General features: G+C 45.0%; 7 protein-coding genes. 4 read left to right on the plus strand and 3 right to left on the minus strand.

Annotation, left to right across the window (positions count from 1 at the left end; all coding sequences use genetic code 11):
- Positions 1-572 precede the first annotated feature (572 nt).
- Positions 573-821: a type II toxin-antitoxin system HicB family antitoxin gene (locus IM450_RS22085; protein WP_002736552.1), complete on the plus strand. Its 249-nt coding sequence runs from the start codon at positions 573-575 to the stop codon at positions 819-821.
- Positions 822-823: 2 nt separating this feature from the next.
- Complete coding sequence (locus IM450_RS22090; protein WP_002738249.1) at positions 824-1,039, plus strand: type II toxin-antitoxin system HicA family toxin; 216 nt, start codon at positions 824-826, stop codon at positions 1,037-1,039.
- A 219-nt stretch (positions 1,040-1,258) separates the two neighbouring features.
- On the opposite strand, the gene IM450_RS22095 is transcribed toward IM450_RS22090, so the two are convergent.
- The 3 genes from IM450_RS22095 to nifJ all read right to left on the minus strand — a co-directional run bounded on the left by IM450_RS22095 (position 1,259) and on the right by nifJ (position 7,199).
- Complete coding sequence (locus IM450_RS22095; protein WP_069474679.1) at positions 1,259-2,467, minus strand: ATP-dependent 6-phosphofructokinase; 1,209 nt, start codon at positions 2,465-2,467, stop codon at positions 1,259-1,261.
- A gap of 149 nt (positions 2,468-2,616) precedes the next feature.
- Positions 2,617-3,642, minus strand: a complete 1,026-nt coding sequence (locus IM450_RS22100) for a dihydroorotate dehydrogenase-like protein (RefSeq protein WP_287667840.1) — start codon at positions 3,640-3,642, stop codon at positions 2,617-2,619.
- Between the two features lie 2 nt (positions 3,643-3,644).
- Positions 3,645-7,199 carry a pyruvate:ferredoxin (flavodoxin) oxidoreductase gene (gene nifJ / locus IM450_RS22105; protein WP_287667838.1) on the minus strand — a complete coding sequence of 1,185 codons (3,555 nt, stop codon included), beginning with the start codon at positions 7,197-7,199 and terminating at the stop codon, positions 3,645-3,647.
- A 905-nt stretch (positions 7,200-8,104) separates the two neighbouring features.
- Here nifJ and lexA point away from each other — a divergent pair.
- Both lexA and IM450_RS22115 read left to right on the plus strand, forming a co-directional pair.
- Positions 8,105-8,719 (plus strand): transcriptional repressor LexA, encoded by a 615-nt coding sequence (gene lexA / locus IM450_RS22110; protein WP_002800210.1) that lies wholly within the window; start codon positions 8,105-8,107, stop codon positions 8,717-8,719.
- Between the two features lie 163 nt (positions 8,720-8,882).
- A complete protein-coding gene (locus IM450_RS22115; RefSeq protein WP_002800208.1) occupies positions 8,883-9,149 on the plus strand; it encodes a TIGR02450 family Trp-rich protein in 267 nt (88 codons plus the stop codon).
- Positions 9,150-9,310: the final 161 nt, after the last annotated feature.

Genomic DNA, 9,310 nt, shown 5'->3' on the forward strand with positions numbered 1-9,310 from the left:
TTAATCTTGGTTTAGACTTCTTTGTGAGGATACAGAAGGATTATAGGGCGATGCAGAAGAGTTGTAGGACAATACAGAAAGATTGTAGGACAATGCAGGACTTAAACGCTTTAATGGAGCGTAGTTGCGATTGGGTGCGGGTTTATTTGCACAATCCTAATTCTGGTGTTAGGGAGGAGGATAGGCATTTGTGTGATGGGATTGGGGGTAAATCGTCAGTATCAGGATTTTGAGGATTAGAGGATTTTCAGGATGCTCAATCTTAAAAGATTGTCAGGAGTTTCCAAGTAAATAATCCAGTTAATCCTAAAATCACGTTAATCTTGGTTTAGACTTCTTTGTGAGGATACAGAAGGATTATAGGGCGATGCAGAAGAGTTGTAGGACAATACAGAAAGATTGTAGGACAATGCAGGACTTAAACGCTTTAATGGGGCGTAGTTGCGATTGGGTGCGGGTTTATTTGCACAATCCTAATTCTGGCGTTAAGGAGGAGGATAGACATTTGTGTGATGGGATTGGTGAGGAGAAGTGATAATATAGTTACATATTATGGAGATTTAGAGAAGAAAATGATCTTACTCAATTATTGTGAAAAAGCTTTACAAAAAGCACAATACAAAAGGCTAAATGACGGTACTTGGTTTGCTGAAATAGAAGGCTTTCAAGGCGTTTGGGGAAATGGATTGACCGTTGAAGAATGCCGTCAAGACTTACTAGAAGTTCTAGAAGAATGGATCATTTTAAAATTACAAGATGGCGACCCTTTACCTATCATAGATGGATTAGAAATTAAAGTTACAACAGTTGCAGAAGTTTAGTTATGCCATCAGCAATTTCTCGCAGAAAATTAATCAGAAAATTGAAAGCTTTAGGTTACACAGGACCTTTTTCTGGTAGTAAACATCAATTTATGAAAAAGGGTCAACATAAAATTCGCATCCCTAACCCTCATGGAAATCAAGAAATCTCTACAGATTTAGTTAAGGAAATTCTCAAACAAGCGGGTATTAGTGATGAAGAATGGGACAACAGTTAAACAGTATTGGTTATATATTTAGGATTTGATCTTTATGATTCTTTTCATATCGCTTGCGCTGAATATGCTAGAATAGACGTATTGTTAACCACCGATGACAGATTACTGAGAAAAGCCATAAAATACAGTAAATTATTGCAAGTAAAATTAGCAGAATTAAATATCTTAACCAATTAAAAAAGCGAGAAAGTATTAGCAACCCTTCTCGCTTTATTATAACTAAACCAACGCCTCCACAGCTTGCGGAACTACTGCCGTCTCAGTTGTGGTATTTTCCCCTAGGTAAATTCCCAAAGAACGGGCTGTTTTGACGATAAAACCATCAGGATCCACGGGATAGGCACAGCGATGCTCTTGATGACATTGTTTGATAATTTTGATCACTGGTTTCAGGGGCAAACTACGCACTTGTCCCCCGCGCCAAATCACCACGCGATCGAGTTTACCCTGTTCGATTAATTCTACGGCCTTAATGCCGAAGGCCGTGGCTAACAGTCGATCCATGGCCAAAGGAGGACGACTTCTTTGCAGGTGTCCCAAAGACATGGCCCGCACATCCATGGAATTGAGATAACAGAAGACGGGATCGGTAACGCACAAAGAGCGAGTTTTGTCAAATATTAATTTTTCTAAATAATCGGCAATATACTTCTCTTTTTGGTTATCTTCGTTTTTAACACCCTCAGAAATGACAATGAGAGCGAATTTACGACCTTGAGCGCGTAATTCTGCCAAATGACGACAACAACCGTCGATAATTTCGGGAGTGAGAGCCGGGGTTAATTCGGGAATAAAAATCGCATCGGCCCCCCCGGCAATTCCGGCATGAAGGGCTAAATGACCGGCATCTCTACCCATCACCTGCACAATCATCACCCTTTCGTGACTAGCGGCGGTAAAGGTGAGATCATACAAAGCTTGAGTGACGATATCCACGGCAGTGGTAAAACCGACGGACCATTCCGTATAGGGAACGTCATTATCGATGGTTTTGGGAACCGCGATAATATTCCAGTTGCCTTTCTGGGCGAGATCGTAGATGATATCGATGCTCCCATCGCCCCCAACGACGATCAGGGCATCTAATCCCAGCATTTCGTATCCTTGCAGGATTTTCGTGGCAATTTCTGGGTTTTCGGGATGTCCTTTGCTCAAAGAACCCAAAACACTACCACTAAGAAACTGCAAAACGTCTAATCCTTTCAAGACCCCGGGTAGGTTATAGCCATGCTGAGTCAGGATTAAATCTTGGGGGTGATATTTTCCCTCGGCAATCTGCATAAAACCGTCGGTCCCGTAGGGAATGCCGTACACATCCCAACCCTTTAGTTTTGATGATTTCACCACGGCACGAATTACCGCATTTAACCCCGGGCAATCGCCACCACTGGTCAGAATGCCGATTTTTTTCTTTTGATTCTCGTTCATGGTTATATCCTCCAGGATTTTTTTTTCGTTGTCGGGAGTCAGTATTAAGGAGTCAGGAGTCGGGAGTCAGGAGATTATTTTTATTTATTCTCCCTGCTCCCCACTCCCCAATTCATAATTCATAATTCATAATTTCCCACTTCCCACTTTTATTTGCTGGTGGTTTGAAAACGTTTCCAAACAGGTTCGTAACTTTGCAGAGCTTTCATGTACTGTACCCGTTCAAAAGCGGTCGGATCTGGGCAATTCATTTGACTCATACTGCCAATTAACTGCTCGATCGATTCGTACTCATTTTCTTCCAACCAATGCAATAAACCCTGTTCGATCTTGGTAATTTCCTCCAAACCGTGGCGTAATAAAACACTAACTAACATGGTCGCTTTTGCCCCCACCATCATCATTTTGATCACGTCGATGGCGTTATGAATACCACTGGTAGCGGCAAAATCCGTCGGTACACGACCGTAAAGCATGGCAATCCAGCGCAGGGGTAAACGCATTGCTTGGGGATTACTGAGGATAATATTGGGGTGAACATCTAAGGTTTCTAAGTCGATATCCGGCTGATAGAAACGGTTAAATAATACCAACCCATCGGCCCCTGCTTCCGCTAATTGTTTAGCCATATTGGCCGTATTGCTAAAGTAGGGACTTAACTTCATCGAGACGGGAATTGATACCTCCGATTTGACAATTTTGAGGATATCAATATAGTTTTGTTCGACGTGATTTCCGGTTAATTCCAGGTCGTTGGGAACATAATAAACATTCAACTCCAAAGCATCGGCGCCCGCTTGTTGAATTTGAGTGGCATACTCTAACCATCCCCCAGAGGTCTCACCGTTGAGACTGGCAATAATGGGAATATCGACCATTTCTTTGGCTTGGCGAATATGGTTGAGATATTCGTCGGAACCAACGTGAAAAACCTCCGGTTCGGGAAAATAAGTCAAAGCTTCCGCAAAACTCTCGGCTCCGTGGGTAAAATGATGGTGTAGAGCCAGTCTTTCGTGTTTAATCTGCTCCTCGAAAAAGGAGTGTAAAACCACGGCAGCGGCTCCGAAGTCTTCCATTTTCTTGATATTGTCGATATCCTCGCTCAAGGGTGCGGCCGCACCGATGACTAACGGCGATCGCAATTGCAAACCCATGTAGGTAGTGTGTAGATTCATAACTATTCGTTGCTCCCTGTACCTTTTGCTGCTAAATACTGATACATTTGCCAGCGCGTATCCACATCTGCTTGTGCTTCTTTGAGCAGACGTTTAGCTTCCTCCGGCTTACTGGTGGCCAACATCTTAAAGCGATTCTCCGAGTAGAGAGTTTGCGCTACGGTAAGCTTAGGCGCACGGCTGTCCAATTGTAGGGGATTTTTGCCTTCTTTAGCTAAATCGGGATGATAACGGTACATTAACCAGCGACCGCTTTCCACCACTTCTTTTTGATGGTTCATGGCGGTGGTCATGTTGATCCCGTGAGCAATACAGTGAGAATAGGCGATAATTAACGATGGCCCGTTGTAAGCTTCCGCTTCTAGGAAAGCTTTGATAGTTTGCTCGTTTTTTGCCCCCATAGCCACGCTGGCCACATAGACGTTACCGTAGGTCATGGCCATTAAACCGAGGTCTTTTTTCGGGCTGGGTTTGCCACCAGAAGCAAATTTAGCTACGGCGGCGCGAGGAGTAGCTTTCGAGGCCTGGCCGCCCGTATTTGAGTAAACTTCCGTATCCATGACCAAAATATTGACATTGCGACCACTAGCTAAAACGTGATCTAAGCCACCATAACCGATGTCGTAGGCCCAACCGTCACCCCCGACAATCCAGACGCTTTTCTTGACCAGATAATCGGCCACGGATAACAACATTTTCACCTGCGTGGTCGGGGTTAATTGCCCTAAACGGGATTTTAGGGCCTCTACCCGATGCCGTTGTTCGTAAATTTCCGCTTCATCGACTTGGTGACAATTGAGAATATCTGCCGCTAGACTTTCTCCGATTTCACTAGCGAGGGTTCCTAACAGTTCGGCGGCAAATTCTGCCTGTTTATCGATGGAAACTCGGAATCCTAAGCCAAATTCGGCATTATCTTCAAAGAGGGAATTCGACCAGGCCGGACCGCGACCTTCGGCGTTAACTGCCCAGGGTGTTGTCGGTAAATTACCTCCGTAGATAGATGAACAACCGGTAGCATTAGCCACTATCATGCGATCGCCAAATAGCTGACTGACTAATTTAACGTAGGGAGTCTCACCACAACCGGCACAAGCGCCGGAAAACTCAAAGAGAGGTTCCTGCATTTGCTGATGGTTAATTTTATTGAGATTTAGGCTTAATCGGTCTGGATTAGGCAAATTAAGGAAGAAATCCCAGTTAACTCGTTCCTGTTCCCGCAGGGGCAATTGGGGAGCCATATTAATCGCTCTTAGACGTGGTTGCGATTTGTTTTTAGCGGGGCAAACATCAACACAGAGACCGCAACCGGTACAATCTTCGGCGGCCACTTGGATGGTGAATTTTAGCCCTTTCCAGTCGTGATCCTTGGCATTAGCGACTTTAAAGGTTTCTGGGGCCGTAGCTAATTCGGCCTCGTCATAGACTTTCGAGCGAATAACGGCGTGGGGACAAACAAGAACGCATTTACCGCACTGAACACAGACATCGGCATCCCAAACGGGGATTTCTTGGGCAATATTGCGTTTTTCCCATTGGCTAGTGGCGGTGGGGTAAGTACCATCGTTGGGAAGGGCGCTAACGGGCAATTCATCCCCGTGACGGGCGATAATTTTGCCGAGGACTTCTCGGACGAAAGTGGGTGCGCTGTCGGGAATTGGTGGTCTTAATTCAAAAGCTTCAGGGGTGACAGTGGCGGGAATTGGGACTTGATAGAGATGTTCTAGGGCAGAATCCACAGCTTTGATGTTCATCTGCACGATTTCTTCCCCTTTCTTGCCGTAGGTCTTGCGGATGGCTTTTTTGATTTGTGCGATCGCATCTTCCCGAGACAAAACCCCCGCTAGGGCAAAGAAACACACCTGCATCACGGTATTAATCCGACTGCCCATCCCCGCTTCTTTGGCCACTTGAGTGGCATTAATCGTATAAACTTGCAGATTTTTATCGATGATAGTTTGCTGGAGATGGCGGGGTAAGCGACTAAATACCTCCTCCGGTGGATAGGGACTATTGAGGAGAAAAATTGAGTTCGATTTAGCGGTTTCTAGCAGATCAAATTGTTCGATAAATTCCCACTGATGACAGGCGATAAAGTTAGCATCAGTGATTAAATAGGTAGAGCGAATCGGATGGGGTCCAAAGCGTAGGTGAGAAACGGTGACGGAGCCAGATTTTTTGGAATCATAGACGAAATAACCCTGGGCATAATTATCGGTATCTTCACCGATAATTTTAATTGAATTTTTGTTAGCTCCCACCGTACCATCGGAACCTAAACCGTAGAAAACCGCCCGCACTACTTCGTCTGGTTCGGTGGAAAAACTGCGGTCATATTCCAAACTGGAAAAGGTGAGATCATCAACGATACCGATAGTGAAGTGATTTTTCGGTTTGTCGAGACTTAAGTTATCAAATATGCCAGCAACCATGGCTGGAGTAAATTCTTTGGAAGATAAACCGTAGCGTCCTCCCACAATTTTCGGCAGCTTGCCTTCGTACTCTTCCATAAAGGCATTTACCACGTCTAAATATAGCGGATCGCCCCCGGCACCGGGTTCTTTACAGCGATCTAAAACGGCTATTTTTTTCACCGTGGTGGGCAGAGCTGCCAGTAATTTTTCGGCGGCAAAGGGACGATAGAGACGAACTTTTAAAACCCCAACTTTAGCCCCATTTTGATTGAGATAATCCACGGTTTCATGGACGGTTTCCCCTCCCGATCCCATTAACATAATCACTCTTTCGGCATCGGGCGCACCGTGGTATTCATAGAGATGGTATTGCCTTCCTGTTAATTGGGCAAAACGATCCATAATTTTTTGGGCGATATCGGGACAAGCATAATAGAAAGGATTGACGCTTTCCCTTGCCTGGAAATAAACATCGGGATTTTGTGCCGTGCCTCGTAACACCGGTCGATCGGGAGTTAAAGCTCTTTGACGATGGGCAATAATTAGGTCTTCATCTATCAGTTCTTTGAGAATTTCATCGCTAATTAATTCGACTTTTTGCACCTCATGACTGGTACGAAAACCATCAAAAAAGTGCAGGAAAGGAATCCGCGTTTCTAGGGTGGTAGCTGTGGCAATAGCCGCCAGATCATGAGCTTCTTGAACCGAATTAGCTGCTAACATAGCCCAACCCGTACTTCTGGCAGACATGACATCACTATGATCCCCAAAAATTGACAATCCTTGGGCTGCTAAAGCACGGGCCGCCACATGGACCACTGAAGAGGTTAATTCCCCCGCAATTTTGTAGAAGTTGGGGAGCATTAATAATAATCCCTGCGAGGAAGTGAAAGTAGTAGTTAAAGAGCCTGTTTGTAGCGCTCCGTGCAGGGTTCCCGCTGCCCCACCTTCGCTCTGCATTTCGATTACGGAAGGAATGGTTCCCCAGAGATTAGCTCTGCGTTCGGCTGCCCAACTATCGGACCATTCACCCATGGGCGAGGAGGGAGTGATAGGATAAATAGCGATCACTTCACTGAGACGATAGGCAACGCGTGCAACAGCTTCGTTACCATCTATGGTTGCATAGGTTTTTGTGGTCATGTGTTCCCCTTAGTTTTTACGATATTTGTCGGGATTTTAAGTTTTTTTACGGCTCAATTTCGCACTAAATATCCTCTCGTTTCCCTGACAACCGAAGGATTTTCTTTGAGCGTCGCTTTTGACTCCCTATCTACTATTGGACGCTTACGGCAGACAGGCTTAAGTAGAGCAATTTTTCTGTCTCCACCTCGATCATTATCCAGATTCTCGGCTTTCTAGCAATTCGTTATTTTTTCTTAATACGCTGCTGAGTTTGCCAGCAACCGACCCTGGGGTTAATTAATATTGAGAATTGAGATAAAAATTAATGATACTTTTTTAAAAAAAGTGCTAGGTCAGAAGATAAGCTGTTGACTATCTAAATTACTCGTTAAGACTGTCTATGAACAGGGAGAAGGAATTATGAATTATGAAGTGGGGAGAAGGGAGACTTTTCAGTTATCAGTGAACAGTAATCAGTAATCAGTGAACCGATACGGCCTTTCTCGTAAAGGTGAAGCACAGATTAACCCTTGCTAATCAAGTATTGTAGCCGCAAGAACGAACCTCATCTATCTGAGAAACGCTGTAACTCGCATCTGATAACTGATAAGGGACTTGCGCTTTGATAATGTACCTTTTGGGCGAACGCAGTTCGCCCCTACATTGTGGACAAAATCCGTTACTGTAGGGGCGCAAAGCTTGCGCCCTCCGATCGATTGGGATATTATTCCCACGCAAGTCCCTAACTGATAACTGATTCAAGGCTGTCTCGGAGTCTCCTAACCAACCACGACAATTTTTGATTGTTGCCAGAGATCTAATAACCAGTTGATTTAGTCGGCCGATGAAGTTAAGATGTACTAGGTTAAACACAAATGAACTAAAGTACAAATTATCTTAACCCAAGGATAGGAAAATAGATCATGACTAACCTCGAATCCCTTACTCAAGCGCAACAGGAGTTGTACGACTGGCTAATTGAGTACATTCGCACTACTCAGCACGCCCCTTCCATCCGGCAAATGATGCGAGCGATGAATTTACGGTCTCCCGCACCGATTCAAAGCCGTTTAGAACGTTTACGCGCCAAAGGCTATATTGATTGGACAGAAGGAAAAGCACGCACCCTGCGGATTCTCAAACAACCAGTGCAAGGTTTACCGGTTCTAGGTGCGATCGCTGCAGGTGGTTTAGTGGAACCCTTCACCGATGTGGAAGAAAAACTCGATCTTTCTAACCTGTTTCAACGCAGTCAAGACTGTTATGCTCTGCGGGTTTCTGGAGACAGTATGATCGAGGACCATATTGCCGATGGGGATCTGGTGATTATGCGTTCTCTCACCGGCAATGAAGCGGTGTCCAATGGGGAAATCGTCGCCGCTAGAGTGGAAGGCCACGGCACTACTTTAAAACGTTTCTACCAAGAAGGAGAAATCATCACTCTCCAACCCTCCAATCAAAAATATCAACCAATTACAGCCAATACCGAACAAGTACAAGTACAAGGGGTTTTGGTTGGTGTTTGGCGCGGTTATTAGCCAAAACTGGGGCGCACTTAAGCGCCCCGATAATTTGACTTTTGTTCTGCTGGCTTTTTTTCAGTTTGTCATCGAGTCGATCGCTCCGGGAAAAGAATCGGGTTGGCAGACTAGGATAATATAAGGGTTTTAGCCTATCCAGAACTCAGGTGTCTTAACTTTTATGCCCAAAAAACAGAAGTATCCCCATCTCTTGGGGTCAAAATGGACGGCAAAACAAAAAACATGGGGCTGGCGACATTTTCAAGTGGTCAATCGTCAAAATCGCGGTCAATGGGTTTTTGCGGAATTGGTCGCTTCCTGCGATCCGACCGTCCGCTTCTGGATTAATGCTAAACAGTTGCAAGACGCGAATCTCTGGCAATCAGGTTGGCAAACCCTAACAGAAATGAACCAACCTGACAGCACCGACGAGATTATTGTTAATTAGGGTCTGCTGAAAAAGTTTTCCCTGGGGGTAGGGTGTGGGGTGTGGGGTGTGGGGTGTAGGGTTTTACCGATTTTCAGGTGGTCAACTACCTAATTTTCAGGGAAAAAGTACCTCAATTTTCCCCCTGATCACTCCCATGCCTGGTACTTTTTGATTGACAA

Source organism: Microcystis sp. M083S1 (assembly GCF_020246405.1).
Classification (GTDB): Bacteria; Cyanobacteriota; Cyanobacteriia; order Cyanobacteriales; family Microcystaceae; genus Microcystis; species Microcystis aeruginosa_C.

What these genes read in the sequence shown, in the direction of transcription:
- IM450_RS22085 (WP_002736552.1), top strand. Translation starts at nt 573, where the DNA reads ATGATCTTACTCAATTATTGTGAAAAAGCTTTACAAAAAGCACAATAC.
- IM450_RS22090 (WP_002738249.1), top strand. Translation starts at nt 824, where the DNA reads ATGCCATCAGCAATTTCTCGCAGAAAATTAATCAGAAAATTGAAAGCT.
- IM450_RS22095 (WP_069474679.1), bottom strand. Translation starts at nt 2,467, where the DNA reads ATGAACGAGAATCAAAAGAAAAAAATCGGCATTCTGACCAGTGGTGGC.
- IM450_RS22100 (WP_287667840.1), bottom strand. Translation starts at nt 3,642, where the DNA reads ATGAATCTACACACTACCTACATGGGTTTGCAATTGCGATCGCCGTTA.
- nifJ (WP_287667838.1), bottom strand. Translation starts at nt 7,199, where the DNA reads ATGACCACAAAAACCTATGCAACCATAGATGGTAACGAAGCTGTTGCA.
- lexA (WP_002800210.1), top strand. Translation starts at nt 8,105, where the DNA reads ATGACTAACCTCGAATCCCTTACTCAAGCGCAACAGGAGTTGTACGAC.
- IM450_RS22115 (WP_002800208.1), top strand. Translation starts at nt 8,883, where the DNA reads ATGCCCAAAAAACAGAAGTATCCCCATCTCTTGGGGTCAAAATGGACG.